Here is an 18,057-nt window from a genome sequence, read left to right on the forward strand (position 1 = left end):
ACCTAACAGCAGGTGCCCTCAAACGCCAACAGTGAAGATGACTATCAACGCTAGGCACCTGCTGCACATCTAAGTCACTATGGCCATTTATAGAGCAAGTAAGTGTCTACGAGTATCGCTATCAAGTTTCTCAATAGCGTAACGAAGGGTTCCGCGCTGCATATCAGAGATATTGGCTTTTAGGTAATCGATAACCTCAGGCTCATGTTCAACAGAGGCTACCTTCAGCAGCCAACCAACACTTTTTTGAACAAAAGGATCTGAGTCACTCAGTAGTAAATCACAGTTTTCGAAGATCAGTTTTGGGTCTAAAACATATACCGATTTACCAATATTTCGTTTGATAAACTTAACCCACACCACATTGCTGGCACGGCGACACCAAGGGTTACTCGAGTACGCCCAATACTGGGTTGTTGTAATCAAATGAGGTCTTGAAAGCATAAACTGATAAATCGTTTTAATGCATAGATCGTCAACATGAGACCAGTTAGACACATAGTGCTCCAGCCAGTAGTGGAAACGCTTTAGTAATTCATCATCGAAATGGCGTTTAACAAACTTGTTAAGTAGACCAAAGGCTAACAATACCTCTTCAGTGTAAATAGCGTTCTCAAGTATATGCTCGCAGAGTTCTAGGTTATCATCAGCACTTAAGTGACTGTTCTGTAGTTGAAAGGCTACAATAACCTGCTTGATATCCGCTGCTTTCGCCCCGATGAAATTAACCTCATGGTTAAAAAAGTGCGCCATCGATTTTGCTTTTTCTAGCGAGCTTACATGCAACAAGGCATCACACAATTGGTTTGAATACTGAACAACACTATCTTTAGTCATTTCTATGACTTCCCTAACCTTCAGTTTTAACCATGACTGTCTGTGTATAGCTAGCTAAAAGCTTTACTAAGGCTTTAACTATAACTTTATCCGCGGTGCAGAAGTATTAGCTCGCTCAAAATGGTGAAAAAAAAGCCCATCGAAAGATGGGCTTCATTAGGCAAACAAAAGTTGAAGCAACGAATACTATAAACTTACAGCTTTGTCTTTACGCGCTTGATGCAATTTCTTATAGCTTTCAATCAATCTCAAGTGCGGCTCAATACCTTCAAGCTTCATGCTAGTTTTTGTCAGACCAAAGAACTTAACCTCAGCGGTTACCGAACCGACAACATTTTGCATGTTCTCTTCACCAAACATTCTATTGAAGTTACCAATAAAGTGTTCAAGCTCAAGCTCCTCATCCATGGTGACTTCAAGTACCGCATTAACCGCTTGATAGAATAAACCACGCTCAACCGTATTGTCGTTGTACTGCAAAAATTCAGCCACCAACTCCATCGCATTTTCTAACTCACCAAGAGCCAGATAGATTAGGATCTTAAGCTCAATAATCGTTAACTGGCCCCACACAGTGTTTTCGTCAAACACAATCCCAATCAAGGTTGGAATGTCAGTTTGGTTATCGAGTTGACTCTCTTCTAGTCGTTCAACTAAATCAGCGAGTTCGTCATCCGCTAAAGAATGCAGATTCAGGATATCTTCGCGATAATTAAGCGACTTATTAGTGTTATCCCAAATCAAATCTTCGACTGGATATACTTCAGAGTAATCTGGTACCAATATGCGACATACTGATGCACCTAGTTGATCAAACTCGGCAATATAAGCTTCTTTGCCAATATCAGCCAAGATGCCAAATAAACTTTCTGTTTCCTCTTCATTACTGCCAGAGAAATCCCACTCGCAGAAATCATAGTCATGCTTGCTGCTAAAGAAACGCCATGAAATAACACCTGTAGAATCAATAAAGTGCTCAACGAAGTTCTCTGGCTCTGTAACCGTCATACTATCGAATGTCGGCTTAGGGACATCGTTTAAGCCTTCAAAACTGCGACCTTGCAACAACTCGGTCAAACTGCGCTCCACTGCGACTTCAAAGCTTGGGTGTGCACCAAATGATGCAAATACACCACCCGTTCTAGGGTTCATCAAGGTGACACACATAACGGGGAACTGTCCACCTAGCGACGCGTCTTTAACGACTACGGGGAAACCTTGTGCTTCTAGCCCTGCAATTCCAGCTAAGATCGCGGGATACTTTTCAAGTACAGCCATAGGGACATCTGGCAGCACAATTTCTTGTTCAATGATCTGTCTTTTAACCGCACGCTCAAATATTTCTGATAAGCACTGCACCTTCGCTTCAGCTAGGTTATTACCCGCACTCATGCCGTTACTTAAGAATAGGTTTTCAATTAAGTTAGACGGAAAGTAAACTGTTTCACCATCAGAGTGGCGCACATAGGGGATAGAACAAATACCACGCTCTGTCATGCCAGAGTTAGTGTCGATAAGATTAGAACCCGCAAGTTCATCATCTGGGTTGTAGATCTCCAAACAATATTGATCCAAAATGCCAGCAGGTAATGAGTCATCCTCTTCTAACGCAAACCATTTTTCATTTGGATAATGAACAAACTCGCTGTTTGCTATCTCCTCACCGAAGAATTGATCGTTATAGAAGAAGTTACAGTTTAGTCGTTCAATAAATTCACCAAGCGCTGAACAAAGTGCACTCTCTTTGGTTGCACCTTTACCGTTGGTGAAACACATTGGCGATGCGGCATCACGAATGTGCAGAGACCACACATTAGGCACTATATTACGCCATGAAGAAATTTCAATCTTCATGCCTAATTCGGCAAGCATACTGGTCATATTGGAAATCGTTTGCTCAAGCGGCAAATCTTTACCCAATATGTAGGTACTTGCGTCGCTGTCGGCTTGACCCATCAACATCGCATTTGCATCTTCGTCAAGATTTTCAACCGTTTCGATTTTAAACTCTGGCCCGGTCTGCACCACTTTCTTAACCGTACAGCGGTCGATCGAGCGAAGAATGCCTGTCCTGTCTTTCTCAGATATATCTGCTGGCAGCTCAACCTGAATTTGAAATATTTGGTTATAGCGGTCTTCAGGATCAACAATGTTGTTTTGCGACAGCCTGATGTTTTCCGTTGGAATATCTCGAGCCTTACAGTACACCTTGATGAAATAGGCGGCACATAGCGCTGACGACGCTAAGAAGTAATCAAAAGGGCTAGGGGCTGAACCATCGCCTTTGTAACGAATAGGCTGGTCTGCTGTGACGGTAAAGTCATCAAACTTTGCTTCAAGTCTGAGGTTGTCGAGAAAGTTAACTTTGATTTCCATTGAATAGTGTCCAGAGTCGTGCGCTGTCAATCGGCTAGCGTGCCTTAATGTAGAGAATTATCGGTGTTTTTCAGGCAATAGTCTTGGATTAATTACCTAAATGGCTTAATTAGGCTTTTTTAGTGTTAGAACGATAGTTAGCTTGGCTAATTTCATCGCACCGAGCGTCTCCAACTTTCACTAATACCGTAAAATAACACCATTGACCATTATCGATAGCCTTTGCACATCATTAGCATTGCAGCTAGCAGAATGGCTTATTATATCGGCTTAACTCCCTGTAGTGATTAACGACTCAGAAGCAAAAGTCGAATAATTAGAAAATAGCCGTTTATGAGCTGGCGGTAGTTTAATTATACGGATAAATGCATCATCTCGCCTTTACACTGCATACTTCATGTCGCCTAGCGATAACTTTCCCACTCAATTAACTCCAAATAACGGGTTCTGTTCAATTAATAATAGTGACTACACACACAAAATTAGACACCACTTTAGTTTGTTAATAGTTTAACTGCTGTCGGTCACATCCAAGTCTTTACCACTCATGCTAGCCTAAAGTTCAAGGCTAAAGCAGATTTTAAATGACAGATTTGCTTTGTATTATCATCTAGATATCAAAACCATTGATGCTATAGGAATAGGGTTGAAGTAATGAAAAGAATCGTACTGGCAAGCTTGATCAGTTGTATTTTTGCAAGTTCAGCAGTTGCTAAGGACCTTGAAGCTGATGCTGCTATAGGTATGGCAAGTTTAATGATTTGCACCACTTTTTACAGTGAAAATGACATGCAAATAGAAGGTACTATTGTTGGGCAATCGATGATGTCGCATAAAAACGCGGGGATCGAAGAGATGACAATGTCCAAAAGCACTAACGATCAGTTAGAAGCATACATGGCCAAGTTCAAAGCAGCTAGCAAAGAACAAAAAGCTCTACTGTGTAATGAAGCCATCGAATTTGCCCGTAATAGTGATTTCATCAGCCAATAGGCTCTATTTAGGCTCTGATATAATCGCAGATGGAATATATGGCTCAGAAAGCAACTATTCGCCACAGTCTCAGAAAATCAGTCGTGCATTATCTATAAATGCTCATTGGTTAAAGACGCTCAAATTGAGGTAGCCCTGTTAATTGGACTTCAACAAGACCATACTGAAATGGATGCATAACGAACGGCATTTATAGTCAAAGTCATCAGGAGCTAAAGCCCTAAGGTTGGTTTTTACTGGCTTTGGGTCTAACACATAAGAAGGTGGAATGTATTATGAGTAAAGGACAAGACAGTAAAAAGGCTGTTAAAAAACAGCCACTTTTAACAGCAAAAGAAAAGAAAGCTGCTAAAGCGGCGAAAAAAGCAGCGTCTAAATCTTCAGCGATATAAGCACTAATATGGCCGTCAAAATTTTACGATGGCCATTATTTTTTATTGATATTAAGCTATAGCATTGCTTCTCTTTCAACACTACATTCATAAGATGCCATTTCGAATTCTCTACAAACCCAAGGTCGATTCTCATAAATGGAACACATCATCGTCTCACGGTCTAACGCAGCACACCAACCATCCTCTAAACGCAACATCGTTTCACCGCCCCAATTATCGACAGCGATATGCTCTTCAGGAACACCTGTATCGGTAAGAAGAAAAACCTCTAAACGGCAGCAGCAAGCCTGACAGTTTGAACAGGTAATTTCCGTTTCCGGTACATTTTTAATATTTATCGTCATGGGTGTCATCAAAAAGAATAATTGCGCATTTTACCCCAACTAAACAAATTATGAAATTGACTTAAGTGGCGTGTGAGCTCCCCACTATGCTAAGAAGTGCAGAACAATAGGTTACCTGCGAGCATAGTTACGTCTACATTGACAACGAGTTCTCCTACTTTGCAGACATCATTTACATTGACCTGAAAGCATGTTTCACCACCTTCAAAATCTTTAGCAGGGTTAATTAGGTCATTTAACTAGAGTGCCTGATCGCGAGCCATACTACAAAAACACACTTTGACAGCCACTATTTCCTAGACGGCAATGCCAAAATAAGGAGTTTCAACGGTTGCTCAAATATGAACAGAAGCGGTACTCAAACAACAAATAAAAGTCCCGCTTTACATGCTGACGAGTTAAAGAGGGACAACTTTATTAGCACAAGGCCCTTTTTGACCTTGGCCAACTTCAAATTCAACAGCTTGACCATCATTTAGTGTTGCGTAATCACCACCACTTTGAATCTCTGAATGGTGAACAAAAAGATCTTTACTACCATCTTCAGGGGTGATGAATCCAAAACCTTTATCCGCGTTGAACCACTTTACAATACCTTTACTCATATTAATCTCTTTAGTTTAATAGTGCTAAGTCATAGCAATAGATTGCCCTTACATTATAACCCAATAATGAAATACACGAATATTAGTGTCGCGCCTATTGCCTAGGTTCAGCGGATTGCAATGCGATATAAAAAGCAGAACATGGTAATTCACGTTCTGCTTACTCACTTCGACTAGATTTGCTGATGATATAATAGACTTTAAATATGATTTTATAGTGTATCGCTAGGCACTCTGACCCAACCTTGCATCAGTACACGAGCGCTACGACTCATTACGGCTTTGTTTACCTTCCACTGCCCACCAACAAGACTTGCTTGGGCACCCACTTTTAACGTGCCTGATGGGTGGCCAAAAAGTACAGATTCACGCTCTACGTTACCAGCAGCCATACTGACTAAAGTTCCAGGGATCGCAGCGGCAGTACCAATCGCTACCGCAGCAGTCCCCATCATCGCGTGATGCAGTTTACCCATAGATAACGCACGTACATTTAGGTCGATATCAGCTTTAGTGATCGCTTTACCACTTGATGAAGTGTAATCAATAGGCTCTGCAACAATGGCAACCTTAGGAGTATGTTGGCGTCCTGCAGCTTCATCAATATGGCTTATCAGTCCCATCTGCACGGCGCCATAAACACGAATAGTTTCAAACATTGTTAACGCGTTAGGGTCACTGTTTATCGCCTCTTGTAGCTCAGCGCCGCTGTAACCGAGATCTTTTGCGTTAACAAACACCGTCGGAATACCTGCATTAATCATGGTGGCTTTTAGCATACCAGCAGGAACAATATCTTCAGGTAACATTAAGTCATCAACTAAATTGCCAGTCGGGAACATAGCTCCTTCGCCATCGGCAGGGTCGATAAACTCCACCTGTACTTCAGCTGCAGGAAAAGTAACACCGTCGAGTTCAAAGTCACCGGTTTCTTGGACTTCGCCATTAGTGATTGGCACGTGGGCAATAATGGTTTTGCTGATATTCTGCTGCCAGATCCTAACCACTGCGATGCCATTTTCAGGGATGCGGCTGCTATCAACCAATCCACTGCTGATGGCAAATGAGCCAACTGCTGCAGACAAGTTGCCACAATTACCGCTCCAATCGACAAATGCTTTATCGATAGCGACTTGGCCAAAAAGATAATCCACATCGTGATCAGCTACAGTGCTCTTGGCCACAATGACAGTTTTACTGGTACTTGAGGTTGCCCCGCCCATACCATCGGTCTGCTTGCCATAAGGATCTGGACTGCCGATCACCCGAAGTAGCAACGAGTCTCGTGCTTTACCTGCTACCTGAGCTGCAAATGGAAGCTCCGTTAGATTGAAAAACACGCCTTTACTGGTGCCGCCGCGCATATAAGTGGCTGGCACTTTAATCTGGGGTAAGTGTACTTTTTTATTTGTCATATGAGGTTACCGTTAAATTACTTTTTTTTTAAAGCGTCGGTTATATGTTGTCACTAGCATCGAATGAAATGAGATTATTACGAGCAAGCCTAACGACCTTTAAAAGCGCTTAATATTGCCATGAAGATGAGCATTGGTGTCATGGCGAAATTTCAGTCCCCTGAAATACACTGCGCACAAGAGAAGGATCTCGAGTTGGCATTTCAACATAGACGTTATCGGACACCGCAGCGCCTACAAGGATGTACTTGCGGCGCCTCATCTACTTTGCAATATGCGTAGCCTATATTGCTGTAATATCTTTATTAAATTAATGATTCTCTAATTAACAGTCGACTCTAAAAAGTCCTGAGCAAAGCGCTGTAAGATCCCGCCAGCTTCATAGATTGACACCTCTTCAGCAGTGTCCAATCGACACTTGACTGCTATTTCAACTGTATCACCATTGTTACGCGTCATAATCACGGTTAGCGCAGCACCAGGTGTGCGTTCGCCAATCACGTCATAGGTTTCCGTACCATCGATTTGATAGGTATGACGGTTTTCACCCTTAGTAAATTCAAGTGGCAACACGCCCATACCAACGAGGTTGGTACGGTGGATGCGCTCAAAGCCTTCAGCGACAATCACTTCAACACCCGCTAAACGAACCCCCTTGGCAGCCCAGTCGCGGCTTGAACCTTGGCCATAGTCTGCGCCAGCGATGATGATAAGCGGCTGTTTACGCTCCATATAGGTCTCAATCGCTTCCCACATTCGTGACTGCGTACCTTCTGGTTCAATCCGCGCATAAGAGCCCTGCTTCACTTCAACTTCACCATTTTTACCTAACTTAGTGACCATCTCATTAAAAAGCTTTGGGTTAGCAAAAGTAGCACGTTGCGCGGTTAAATGATCGCCGCGATGCGTTGCATAGGAGTTGAAGTCAACTTCTGGCAGACCCATCTTGTCTAAATATGCCCCCGCTGCGCTGTCTAACATAATCGCGTTCGACGGTGATAAATGATCGGTGGTAATGTTGTCGCCAAGCACGGCCAGTGGACGCATCCCCTTCATTTTACGCTCACCCGCAAGTGCCCCATCCCAATAGGGAGGGCGACGAATATAGGTACTTTGTGGACGCCAATCATACTGCGGGTTGTTATCAGATCCATATTCAACTTTAATATCAAACATGGGTTCGTAGACTTTACGGAACTGCTCAGGCTTTACGCTCTGTGCAATAACCGCATCAATCTCTTCATCCGATGGCCACAGATCTTTAAGCATAATGGCATTGCCTTCAGCATCAGTGCCAAGCACATCATTTTCGATATCAAAGCGAATCGTACCTGCAATGGCATACGCCACAACTAACGGCGGTGATGCTAAAAATGCTTGTTTAGCGTAGGGGTGAATTCTGCCGTCAAAGTTACGGTTACCCGAAAGCACTGCAGTAGTGTATAGATCACGCTCTATCACTTCTTGTTGAATAACAGGGTCAAGCGCACCGCTCATGCCATTACAGGTAGTGCAGGCGAATCCAACAATACCAAAACCAAGAGTTTCAAGCTCTGTAAGCAGGTTGGCGTCTTCAAGATAAAGTTGCACCGCTTTTGAGCCCGGTGCCAATGACGTCTTCACCCAAGGTTTACGGGTTAAGCCTTTAGCGTTGGCATTACGCGCAATAAGCCCTGCTGCAATGACGTTACGTGGATTAGAGGTGTTGGTACAACTTGTGATAGCTGCAATAATACATGCACCATCGGGCATTAAGCCTTCTTCATTTTCGACTACGCCGCTAATTCCCTTTTCGGCAAGATCGCTAGTCGATACACGGCGATGTGGATTTGATGGTCCAGCAATATTACGTCCGACACTTGATAAGTCAAAATGCAGTATGCGCTCATACTCAACCTCTGTTAACGTATCAGCCCACAGGCCTGCACGTCTTGCATAGGTTTCAACCAGTTTAACTTGCTTATCGTCACGGCCAGTTAGTTTTAGATAATCGATGGTCTTATCATCGATATAAAACATCGCCGCTGTGGCACCAAACTCTGGCGTCATGTTTGAGATCGTCGCTCTATCACCCAATGTTAGATTGGCAGCACCTTCACCAAAGAACTCAAGGTAGGTTGAAACAACTTTTTCTTCGCGTAAAAATTCGGTAATGGCCAGTACAATGTCAGTTGCTGTGATGCCGCTTTGACGTTTACCCACCAGCTCCACGCCGACAATATCGGGTAATCGCATATAAGATGGGCGCCCCAGCATGACGCTTTCGGCTTCTAGCCCACCAACACCAATAGCGATAACGCCTAGAGCATCAACATGGGGTGTATGGCTGTCGGTGCCCACTAATGTATCGGGAAATGCAACGCCATCTCGCGCTTGTACAACAGGCGACATCTTCTCTAAGTTGATTTGATGCATGATGCCGTTACCAGGCTGGATCACATCAATGTTGTTAAAAGCGGTCTTGGTCCAATTAATGAAATGAAAACGGTCGTCATTACGGCGGTCTTCAATGGCACGGTTTTTCTCAAACGCGTCTTTCTCAAAACCTGCGTGCTCTACTGCTAACGAATGATCAACAATCAGTTGAGTTGGCACCACAGGGTTAACTTTTGAAGGATCGCCGCCTTTCTCTGCAATAGCATCACGCAGGCCAGCTAAATCAACTAACGCCGTTTGCCCCAAAATATCATGACATACGACTCGGGCCGGATACCAAGGAAAATCTAAATCTCGCTTACCTTCAATGATCTGCTTTAGGCTATCAGTTAAGGTTTCAGGATCGCAGCGACGCACTAAGTTCTCGGCATAGACACGAGAACAATATGGCAATTTTTTAAACGCATCTGGGCTAATCGCGTTGACTGCAGCTTCTGTATCAAAAAAATCGAGTTTGGTACCCGGTAAAGGTTTACGGTAGGTCGTATTCATAAGGCGTTCCACTTCAAAAATAAAATATCTAGCTTTAAAGGTTGGAAGTTTTAGGCTCGAGTATTAGAGGTTCTAGGTTCTAGGTTCTAGGTTCTAGGTTCTAGGTTCTAGGTTCTAGGTTCTAGGTTCTAGGTTCTAGGTTCTAGGTCAGCAAAAAACTTCCATCAAACTTTTACTACAACTAAATATCATTATTTATTAACAACTAAAGTAGCTTTAAGGCAGTTGTTCACTGCGCCTAAAACTGTTTACTATGACTATCTTTCACTGATAGGTGCAACCTTACGAGGCTCACTACCAGTGTAATCGGCACTTGGACGGATAATACGATTGTTAGTACGTTGTTCCATCACGTGTGCCGCCCAGCCCGTAAGGCGTGAACAGACAAATATCGGGGTAAACAACTTAGTTGGAATGCCCATAAAGTGATAAGCCGATGCATGGAAAAAATCAGCGTTACAGAATAGTTTCTTGCTATCCCACATAAACTCTTCACACGCTACAGAGATGTCATACAGTGACGTGTCGCCATTCTCTTTAGCCAACTTTTCAGACCATGCTTTAATGATCACATTACGTGGATCCGATGTACGGTAGATAGCATGACCAAAGCCCATTATCTTCTCTTTACGTGCCAACATGCCCGCCATTTGCTCTTTTGCATCGCTTGGAGAACTGAACTTTTGGATCATCTCCATTGCTGCTTCATTAGCTCCGCCATGCAGTGGACCACGTAAAGTACCGATAGCCCCCGTAATGCAGGAATACATGTCTGACAAGGTTGATGCGCAAACTCGTGCGGTAAAGGTTGAGGCATTAAACTCATGCTCGGCATAAAGAATAAGTGAGACATCCATTACACGACGATGCTGCTCTGATGGCGCTTTGCCATTAAGCAGGTGTAAGAAATGACCGCCAATCGTGGCTTCATCAGTAACACAATCGATCTCAACACCTTCATGAGAGAACTTGTACCAGTAACACATGATTGCCGGGAACGCGGCTAACAAGCGGTTGGCAGAGTTATTTTGCTCACTAAAGTCGTTCTCTGGTTCCAAATTGCCTAAGAAAGAACAGCCTGTGCGCATCACATCCATAGGGTGAGCATCAGCAGGAATACGTTGCAGCACCTCTTTTAATGCTTGCGGAAGATCACGCAGAGCAAAAAGTGCTGTTTTGTAGTGATCTAGCTGGGCTTGGTTTGGCAGTTCGCCATTAAAAAGTAGGTATGCGACCTCTTCAAATGTGGCATTTTCACTTAGGTCTGATACATCATAACCACAATAGGTCAAACCTGAACCCGATTTACCAACGGTACAAAGAGCTGTTTCACCTGCACTTTGACCACGAAGACCCGCACCACTCAATTTTTTATCAACCATGACAGTATTCCTTTTCAATTTGTATTGCTGGTGGCTTAACTTGATATGCTAAACCCCGCATTTTTATAATTTTTCGCTTATGTTCAGAGCCTCAAGCTTGCGAGGTTTAACGCCCGACATAAGTTGTAAGGTTTGTGGAGGCTGCCTTAAAGACAGCCATTATTCATACTAATTAGAGGTTCTTACCTTCAGCGAACAAGCTATCTAATTTCTGCTCATAGTCGTGATAACCGAGATAATCGTAGAGGTCCATACGTGTTTGCATTGAGTCCACGACTGCCTTTTGATCACCCTTTTCAAGAATCGAGGTGTAAACCATCTCTGCGGCTTTATTCATTGCTCTAAAAGCACTTAACGGGTAAAGCACCATAGAGGCACCCCACTCTCCTAATTGATCTTTATTCCACAACTCTGTTTGGCCAAACTCTGTAATATTGGCAAGAATTGGCACATCCAGCGCATCAGCAAAGGCACGATAATGCTCTTCAGTTTTAACCGCTTCGGCAAAAATACCATCAGCTCCTGCAGCAACATAGGCCTTAGCTCGTGCAATCGCCGCTTCAAGACCTTCCTGTGCAAACGAATCTGTGCGCGCCATGATGAAAAAATCAGGATCTGTACGTGCATCAACGGCGGCTTTAATACGGTCAACCATCTCTGCTGTTGTAACAATCTCTTTGTTTGGACGGTGACCACAACGCTTTTGCGCTACTTGATCTTCCATATGTACCGCTGCAGCGCCGGCTTTCTCCATATCACGCACAGTCTTGGCAATATTGAACGCGCCACCCCACCCCGTATCGATATCAACTAATAAAGGCAGATCACAAGCCGAAGTGATGCGCTGAACATCAACAATCACATCATTAAGTGACGTCATGCCCAAGTCAGGTAAACCGTACGATGCATTTGCAACGCCGCCACCGGATAAATAAATGGCCTGATGACCAATTTTTTTAGCCATCATTGCTGAATAGGCATTGATAGTACCGACAATCTGTAGTGGACGATTGGCAACTAATGCCTCGCGAAACTTCTTACCTGCGCTCATGTGCTGTTCCTTTTCTTTGGGCTCACACAGCTTGTATAAACAACTTCTATTAAAGCTTATACAAGCTGCGCTCTGTGAAAATGATATTGTTATTTAACTGTCTATTGATTATGTTTTTATGTGTTAACGGTTAGCGTTTGTATTAAATTCGCTATTTAGTTTAAAAGCTTGCTCTCGATACTCGATTTTGAATACAAGATATGACGGCGCATTAGCATCTCAGCCAGCTCTGCATCACGATTACAAATCGCTTGCACTATGTGTTTATGTTCATCAAAAGCCGTGGTAACTCTCGGTCCACTCATACCAAGTTGCACACGATACATGCGTACCAGATGGTAAATACCATCGGTAAGCATCGAGATAAGATGTTTATTTTTGCTGCCAACAATAATGCGGTAATGAAAATCAACGTCACCCGCTTCTTGATAATAGCTCTGTCCTGATTGGACCTTTTCGAAATGGGAGTTGAGTAACGATTGCAGATCGGCTATTTCATGATCGGTCATATTTTGTGCGGCTAAGCGTGCAGCCATACCTTCGAGTGATTCACGAACCTGGTATAGCTCTATCAGCCCTTCGGGTGTTAGAGTCACCACTCTGGCACCGACGTTAGCTTTGCGTTCAACTAAGTGGCTGGCTTCTAAACGATTAATTGCTTCGCGGATCACCGCGCGACTCACCGCATATTTTGTCGACAACTCTGTTTCACTTAGCTTAGATCCCGCCAATATAGCGCCTTCTACAATATCTTTACGAAGTTGAAAAAAGGTCTTATCCGCTGACGTTACAGGCTGTTCGGTGAAAAATGTCATAAACCATCGATGTGTTCTACTAAAAGGATTGTCGACAATTTAGCGCTATTATGTGATCTAGTCAACACTTCCACCCAAAATTGTCGACAAAGTAACAGTAAAGTAAAACGGACGGTTTCTGTACTGCAACAAGGGGAAGGCAATTTTTATTGCCACATAAAACCATCAAACATTTATTATAAGAACGGTAACAAAAAAAGGCCAAACCTCAGAGGCTTGACCTTTAGATTAACTGAATTAGCAACTAATACAGAAAGTTACCTAGCATACTAAGGCTAAAAAACAAGGTCTACTGCACTAAATGATCACCTTGTTATCCTGCTCTTGTGGTTTACATTTCTCCCGCAGCGTTTGCATCGCCACAAAAAATGCAGGCACGAGTACCACACCAACAACTGTCGACAATATCATCCCGCCGAATACGGCATAGCCTAATGAGTGACGCGACTCAGCGCCAGCACCCGATGCAATAACCAGCGGGAATACGCCCCAGATAAAGGCGAACGCAGTCATCAATACCGCTCTAAAGCGTAATCTTGCAGCTTCTACAGCCGATTCGACAATCCCCATCCCCTTCTCTTCTCGCAGCGTCTTGGCAAACTCAACAATCAAAATGGCGACCTTAGCGGACATACCAATTAATATCACCACCCCAATCTGCACATACAGGTCAAAAGGAGTGCCCATAAGCAGTAGTGTGCCCATCGCGCCTAAAATAGCAATTGGAACGGCCATCAATACAGCTGCTGGAATAGTCCAACTTTCGTACTGCGCTACCAAGAACAGATAGGTAAACAATAATGACAAAGCAAAAGCAATTGGTGCTGCATTACCCGCTTTTTGTTCCTGATAAGTCATACCAGACCATTCGTAAGTGTATCCCGCCGGTAGCTCTTCGTTCGCTAACAACTCGATTGCGGCCACCACATCACCAGAACTAAAGCCAGATGCTGGCACACCATTAATTGTCGCTGAACCAAATAAGTTGTAGTTGGACAAGGTATCGGGACCGAAGAATGGCGTTACTGTTACCAGTGTTGATAATGGCACCATTTCACCACTACTCGCACGGACATACAGGTTACCAATGTCATTTTCATCGTCGCGATATTGCTGTTCAGCTTGTACTTTTACCTTGTATGCTTTGCCTAGCATATTGAAGTCATTAACGTAGGAACTGCCCAATTGAGTTTGTAGTGTTGAAAATATTTCATCCAACGGCACACCCATAGATATCGCTTTATCACGGTCAACATCGATAAAACGTTGCGGTACATTTGCTCTAAATATGGAGAATGCACGAGCGACTTCAGGTAAGCCGTTAATATTTTTCACAAATGATTGTGTTACCGTCGCTAGCTCTTTTGGTGAGCGACCTAGGGTATCTTCGACAACGAGGTTAAAACCATCAACAGCGCCCATGCCGCGTATAGCAGGAGTTGCAAATACCAGTGCAATGGCTTCAGGATCTGAGTTTACAATGGCGCGAATTTGCTGCATTAACACTTGTTGGTGTAATGCTGGCGTTTTACGTTCGCTCCAGTTATCAAGCTTAATGATCATCATGCCTGAATTCGGAATAGATGCCATATTGATCATAGAGAATCCACTCACACCAATAACGTCTTTCACACCATCAAGCGCCATAAGCTGCTCAGTAAATGCTGATACCAGCGGACTTGTACGCTGTAAAGAGGCGGCATCGGGTAGCCTAACTTCGACCATTACCGCACCTTTGTCTTCATTAGGTACAAAAGCGGTTGGCAGGGTTGCAAACAAGTAACCAAGAAATCCAGATAGCAGCAAATAGGCAAAACCTGTGATCAATAAACGGCGACTTAAAAAACCGACTAAGTGCTGGTATCGGTTGGTCAGCTTTTCAAATCCTCGGTTAAAGGCTCTTAAGGGAGCGATCGGCTGTTGATGTTTATCGGTTAAGATCAATGCGCATAATGCTGGAGATAAGGTCAACGCGTTTATTGCAGAGATAAGCACAGAAACACAAATGGTAACCGCAAACTGGTTAAACATGGCACCAGAGATCCCCGGTAACAGTGCAACCGGCACAAATACCGCTAGCAAGATAAGAGTGGTAGCCAATACAGGCCCAGTGACCTCTTTCATCGCTTGGATGGTCGCGGGGATCGGTGCCATGTGTTCTTCATGGATAATACGTTCAACGTTTTCAACCACAATGATGGCATCATCTACTACAATACCAATGGCCAGAATCAAGCCAAACAAAGAGATGGTGTTGATAGACATTCCCATCGCTTGCATTACTGCAAAGGTAGCAATAATTGACACCGGGATCGCTATTGTAGGAATAAATGTCGCTCGCCAGTTTTGCAAGAAGATATAAACCACCATCACCACGAGAATCGCAGCGATGAGCAGTGTTTCATATACTTCATGAATAGAGGCTTCAACGTATTCTGTTGAGTCATAAGAGATATCCCAGGCCAAATCATCAGGGAAGTCTTTACTGTACTCCTGCATCGCTACTTTTACGCCAGCCATAGTGTCCAGAGCATTAGCAGTAGGCAGTTGATAAAGCGCCAACACCGCCGCTGGTTGGTTATTGATGGTGCCATCAGCGTCATAACTTTCAGCACCGAGTTCGATACGCGCAACATCCTTCAAGCGAATAACCGAACCGTCTTTATTGGCTCGTACAATAATTTGCTCAAACTCTGTTACCGAGCCTAAACGCCCTTTTGCTTGCAGTACATATTGAAACTGCAAGTCATTAGGGGCTGGCATTCCACCGACTTTACCCGCTGCAACTTGCATATTCTGGCTACGAATAGCAGCGATCACATCAGATGAAGTCAGGTTTAAACTTGATAGTGAAGTCGGATCAAGCCAAATACGCATTGAGTAAGCTTTCTTACCTAGCAAGGTAATATCAGACATGCCCGCTAAGCGTTTTAATCGATCGGAAATATACAGATCGGCATAGTTAGATAAGAAAATACTGTCATAGGTCGCATTTGGCGAACGCAGTGTTACCACCCCCAATATGTCCGATGACTGCTTCTTAACGGTGACGCCAATCTGATTGACTTCATTCGGCAGTGACGATTTAGCTTGGTTAACAAGGTTGTTAACTCTAACTTGGGCCATATCACCGTCAGTATTAATACCAAAGGTCACCTTTAAGCGGTATGAACCGTCGTTACCAATATTGGATGACATGTAAGTCATCTCTTCAACGCCATTTACCTTTGCTTCAATCGGTTGGGCGACGGTCTTCTTTACAACGTCAGCACTGGCACCCGGGTAGACTGTACTCACTGTAACCACGGTAGGTGAGATCTGTGGGTACTCCGCAACGGGCATTACCTGTAGCGCGATGATCCCAAGCAAGGTAAGCGTAAGTGAAATCACCAACGCAAACTTGGGTCTGTAGATAAAAAACTTGCTAAGCATGATTGCTAGTTCCTAACTAAATTAAAAGGCTTATTCTTAGTTTGCTTGCGCTATATCATTTACGGTCACACCAGCGCGGATTTTTTGTAAGCCTTTAACGACAATACGTTCATTCGCTTGCAAGCCTTCAATCACGTGTTGATTGATACCATATCGCTGACCGAGTTCGATATAACGAGGAGTGACCACCATTTCACTGTTTACCACCATGACAAAGTCTCCCGCTTGGTTCTGCTGTAACGCAGATAAAGGCACCAGGACACCATTAATAGTCTGGTTAGAAAACTTAACGTTAAGCATGCCGTGTTCACCCGGGATCAATGAGTAGTCATCATTGTTAAAACTGGCTTGTATATTGATTGAACCACTATCGGGATTGACCATGTTGCCAACGGCATAGATCTCGCCCTTTTCTGGATAGATAGAGTTGTCTGACAGTTGCAGCGTCAATTCTGGGTCAACAACCTGATTTTTAGCCGTGGCCTTATCAACACCTGAACGGATCCTGCGGTAAAGCTTCTCATCAATATCAAAATTGAAGTGGATTGGATCTACTTGTGCAATTGAAACCAAGCGGTTTTTGACTGCGATGGTGACACGATCGCCGACGCGATATGCACTGAAGCCAGCGCGCCCTGATAACGGAGCATAGATATAGCAAAACCCAAGCTCCAATTCAGCTGAGGTGACTGCTGCCTCCGCCTCTGTAACTACCGCCATCGCGGTGGCGTAGTCGGCGATAGCCGTGTCATATTGCATTTCGCTAATACTATTGTCTTTAATCAGCTTTTTAGCTCGTTTTTCATTACTTGATGCCATCACTACATTTGCCTTAGCCATTGCTAGAGTGGCTTCAGCTGACGTTAACTTTGCTTGATAAACTCGAGGGTCGATTTGGTAAAGCAGATCACCTTTTTCAACTAGGTCACCATCTTTAAAATGCACAGCAACCAACTCGCCGCCAACACGAGGGATAATATCGACATCGCTGACAGCAACAGTTCGTCCAATAAAATCAAAATAGGGGGTGATTGCAGTTGTGGAAAGGGAGATGGTTTCGACACTAGGTAACGGCTTAGCGGCATTGGGCGATGCCTGCGGTTCAGTGCACCCACTGAGTAATACGGTGCTAATACCAACAGCGATAAGAGTAAGCGAGTAATATTTTTTCATGACGTACCTTTGGTTCAGCTCTCTAATTTCAATTAATTTATGAAATTAGAGATTCAACGAGATAATTTGACGTCAATATACTCTCCTCAACAAAAAGGCATACTCGTAACAATACGGGTATATTCGCCCTACAATTTAAATTTAGAAATAACCTAATACAGATCAATAAAACAAATTATCAATATTAAAATCACTTTGTAACGCTAGAATATTAGGAGAGTTAACTTTTCGTGTGGAATTAGGGCGGAAGTGAGACATTTTCGGTAATAAAAATAGAAGACCCACACACTAACGTTCTAGTGTGCGGGTTA

At 43.6% G+C, this 18,057-nt stretch carries 12 protein-coding genes; 1 reads left to right on the top strand and 11 read right to left on the bottom strand.

Annotation, left to right across the window (positions count from 1 at the left end; all coding sequences use genetic code 11):
- Positions 1 to 87 precede the first annotated feature (87 nt).
- Together JK628_RS12055 and JK628_RS12060 are read right to left on the bottom strand one after the other, a co-directional pair.
- A complete protein-coding gene (locus JK628_RS12055; RefSeq protein WP_202284766.1) occupies positions 88 to 837 on the bottom strand; it encodes a DNA alkylation repair protein in 750 nt (249 codons plus the stop codon).
- Between the two features lie 186 nt (positions 838 to 1,023).
- On the bottom strand, positions 1,024 to 3,213 hold the full coding sequence (locus JK628_RS12060; RefSeq protein WP_202284767.1) for an OsmC domain/YcaO domain-containing protein: 2,190 nt from the start codon (positions 3,211 to 3,213) through the stop codon (positions 1,024 to 1,026).
- 654 nt (positions 3,214 to 3,867) lie between these two features.
- Here JK628_RS12060 and JK628_RS12065 point away from each other — a divergent pair.
- The gene (locus JK628_RS12065) at positions 3,868 to 4,206 is read left to right on the top strand and encodes a hypothetical protein (protein WP_202284768.1); all 339 of its coding nucleotides are present in this window, start codon (positions 3,868 to 3,870) and stop codon (positions 4,204 to 4,206) included.
- Positions 4,207 to 4,654: 448 nt separating this feature from the next.
- Here JK628_RS12065 and JK628_RS12070 read toward each other — a convergent pair whose 3' ends face one another.
- From JK628_RS12070 to JK628_RS12110, 9 genes are all read right to left on the bottom strand, one after another.
- Positions 4,655 to 4,945, bottom strand: coding sequence for a YkgJ family cysteine cluster protein (locus JK628_RS12070; RefSeq protein ID WP_202284770.1), 291 nt, complete (start codon positions 4,943 to 4,945; stop codon positions 4,655 to 4,657).
- 398 nt (positions 4,946 to 5,343) lie between these two features.
- Positions 5,344 to 5,550 carry a cold-shock protein gene (locus JK628_RS12075; protein WP_202284772.1) on the bottom strand — a complete coding sequence of 69 codons (207 nt, stop codon included), beginning with the start codon at positions 5,548 to 5,550 and terminating at the stop codon, positions 5,344 to 5,346.
- Between the two features lie 212 nt (positions 5,551 to 5,762).
- Positions 5,763 to 6,965, bottom strand: coding sequence for a 2-methylaconitate cis-trans isomerase PrpF (gene prpF / locus JK628_RS12080; protein ID WP_202284774.1), 1,203 nt, complete (start codon positions 6,963 to 6,965; stop codon positions 5,763 to 5,765).
- A gap of 321 nt (positions 6,966 to 7,286) precedes the next feature.
- Entirely contained in the window at positions 7,287 to 9,893 is a 2,607-nt protein-coding gene (gene acnD, locus JK628_RS12085; protein ID WP_202284776.1) for a Fe/S-dependent 2-methylisocitrate dehydratase AcnD, read from the bottom strand.
- Positions 9,894 to 10,150: 257 nt separating this feature from the next.
- Positions 10,151 to 11,275 (bottom strand): bifunctional 2-methylcitrate synthase/citrate synthase, encoded by a 1,125-nt coding sequence (prpC, locus tag JK628_RS12090; protein ID WP_202284777.1) that lies wholly within the window; start codon positions 11,273 to 11,275, stop codon positions 10,151 to 10,153.
- 172 nt (positions 11,276 to 11,447) lie between these two features.
- Positions 11,448 to 12,326, bottom strand: a complete 879-nt coding sequence (gene prpB, locus JK628_RS12095; protein ID WP_202284779.1) for a methylisocitrate lyase — start codon at positions 12,324 to 12,326, stop codon at positions 11,448 to 11,450.
- Positions 12,327 to 12,481: 155 nt separating this feature from the next.
- Positions 12,482 to 13,141, bottom strand: a complete 660-nt coding sequence (locus JK628_RS12100) for a GntR family transcriptional regulator (protein ID WP_202284781.1) — start codon at positions 13,139 to 13,141, stop codon at positions 12,482 to 12,484.
- Between the two features lie 297 nt (positions 13,142 to 13,438).
- Entirely contained in the window at positions 13,439 to 16,573 is a 3,135-nt protein-coding gene (locus tag JK628_RS12105) for an efflux RND transporter permease subunit (protein ID WP_202284783.1), read from the bottom strand.
- A gap of 36 nt (positions 16,574 to 16,609) precedes the next feature.
- Positions 16,610 to 17,746 (bottom strand): efflux RND transporter periplasmic adaptor subunit, encoded by a 1,137-nt coding sequence (locus tag JK628_RS12110; protein ID WP_202284784.1) that lies wholly within the window; start codon positions 17,744 to 17,746, stop codon positions 16,610 to 16,612.
- Positions 17,747 to 18,057 lie beyond the last annotated feature (311 nt).

Source organism: Shewanella sp. KX20019, assembly GCF_016757755.1.
Taxonomy (GTDB): domain Bacteria; phylum Pseudomonadota; class Gammaproteobacteria; order Enterobacterales; family Shewanellaceae; genus Shewanella.

Coding starts and splice junctions, on each gene's coding strand:
- JK628_RS12055 (WP_202284766.1), bottom strand. CDS start 837: ATGACTAAAGATAGTGTTGTTCAGTATTCAAACCAATTGTGTGATGCC.
- JK628_RS12060 (WP_202284767.1), bottom strand. CDS start 3,213: ATGGAAATCAAAGTTAACTTTCTCGACAACCTCAGACTTGAAGCAAAG.
- JK628_RS12065 (WP_202284768.1), top strand. CDS start 3,868: ATGAAAAGAATCGTACTGGCAAGCTTGATCAGTTGTATTTTTGCAAGT.
- JK628_RS12070 (WP_202284770.1), bottom strand. CDS start 4,945: ATGACGATAAATATTAAAAATGTACCGGAAACGGAAATTACCTGTTCA.
- JK628_RS12075 (WP_202284772.1), bottom strand. CDS start 5,550: ATGAGTAAAGGTATTGTAAAGTGGTTCAACGCGGATAAAGGTTTTGGA.
- prpF (WP_202284774.1), bottom strand. CDS start 6,965: ATGACAAATAAAAAAGTACACTTACCCCAGATTAAAGTGCCAGCCACT.
- acnD (WP_202284776.1), bottom strand. CDS start 9,893: ATGAATACGACCTACCGTAAACCTTTACCGGGTACCAAACTCGATTTT.
- prpC (WP_202284777.1), bottom strand. CDS start 11,275: ATGGTTGATAAAAAATTGAGTGGTGCGGGTCTTCGTGGTCAAAGTGCA.
- prpB (WP_202284779.1), bottom strand. CDS start 12,326: ATGAGCGCAGGTAAGAAGTTTCGCGAGGCATTAGTTGCCAATCGTCCA.
- JK628_RS12100 (WP_202284781.1), bottom strand. CDS start 13,141: ATGACATTTTTCACCGAACAGCCTGTAACGTCAGCGGATAAGACCTTT.
- JK628_RS12105 (WP_202284783.1), bottom strand. CDS start 16,573: ATGCTTAGCAAGTTTTTTATCTACAGACCCAAGTTTGCGTTGGTGATT.
- JK628_RS12110 (WP_202284784.1), bottom strand. CDS start 17,746: ATGAAAAAATATTACTCGCTTACTCTTATCGCTGTTGGTATTAGCACC.